At 65.5% G+C, this 333-nt stretch carries 1 protein-coding gene; it reads left to right on the top strand.

All coding sequences use genetic code 11. The features are described 5' to 3' along the window. The coding region (locus Q7A36_RS41220; protein WP_305109543.1) for a flavin reductase family protein at window positions 1-333 on the top strand (333 nt) is incomplete at both ends.

Genomic DNA, 333 nt, shown 5'->3' with positions numbered 1-333 from the left:
CCCGCCCATGCTCGCCTTCACCAGCGAGAGCATGAAGCACAGCGCGACGAATGCGATTGCCACCGGCGAGTTCGTGTTCAATCTTTGCAGCCGGCCGCTCTTCGCGGCGATGAACATCTCGTCCGACACGCTCGGCAGGGGCGTCAATGAGTTCGAGGCCGCCGGGCTGGCGACCGCGCCGAGCCGCATCGTAAAGGCGCCGCGGGTTGCCGCGTCGCCGGCCTCGCTCGAATGCCGCGTAGTGCACTCGATGCGCTTTCATGATGTGGACGGCCAAGCGCTCGATGGCTGGATGATCATCGGCCAGGTCGTCGGCGTGCACATTGACGATGC

The organism is Paracraurococcus lichenis, assembly GCF_030657435.1.
GTDB classification, from domain to species: Bacteria; Pseudomonadota; Alphaproteobacteria; order Acetobacterales; family Acetobacteraceae; genus Paracraurococcus; species Paracraurococcus lichenis.
The sequence above is the reverse complement of the archived record's forward strand: the minus strand, read 5'-3'. Positions and strand labels throughout refer to the sequence as shown.